1 protein-coding gene is annotated in these 437 nt (G+C 74.4%); it reads left to right on the top strand.

The features are described from left to right. The coding region (locus tag HNV26_RS37515) for an FAD-dependent oxidoreductase (RefSeq protein WP_171453056.1) at positions 1-420 on the top strand (420 nt) is incomplete at its 5' end. Positions 421-437 lie beyond the last annotated feature (17 nt).

Raw genomic sequence — 437 nt, 5'->3', positions numbered from 1 at the left:
CCCCGGCCCGGCACGACCCCCGCGATCAGGGAGCTGCTGTGGGGATCGTCGTTCCACGTGCAGCACCGGCTGGCGGCGCAGGTGTGGAAGGGGCATGCGCTCTTGTGCGGAGATGCCGCCCACGTGCACAGCCCGGCGGGCGGGCAGGGAATGAACACGGGCATCCAGGACGCCGTCGAACTCGCGGCCCCGCTGCACCGGGCCCTGCGCGAAGGCGACACCGGCGCGATCGCGGCCTGGGCGGAGCGGCGCCATGCGATCGCGCGCGAGGTGGTCCGCACGACCGATGCGCTCACCCGGCTGGCAACGGCGTCTTCACCGCTGGCACGCGCGGCGCGGGGGGCACTGCTCGGCCTGGTCGACCACCTTCCCTTCGTGCGGCGCAGGCTCGCGATGCCGCTGGCCGAACTGGACCGCTGACGGGCCCTCCCTCCAGA

This window comes from Myxococcus xanthus (assembly GCF_013116825.1).
Taxonomy (GTDB): Bacteria; Myxococcota; Myxococcia; order Myxococcales; family Myxococcaceae; genus Myxococcus; species Myxococcus xanthus_B.
The sequence above is the reverse complement of the archived record's forward strand: the minus strand, read 5'-3'. Positions and strand labels throughout refer to the sequence as shown.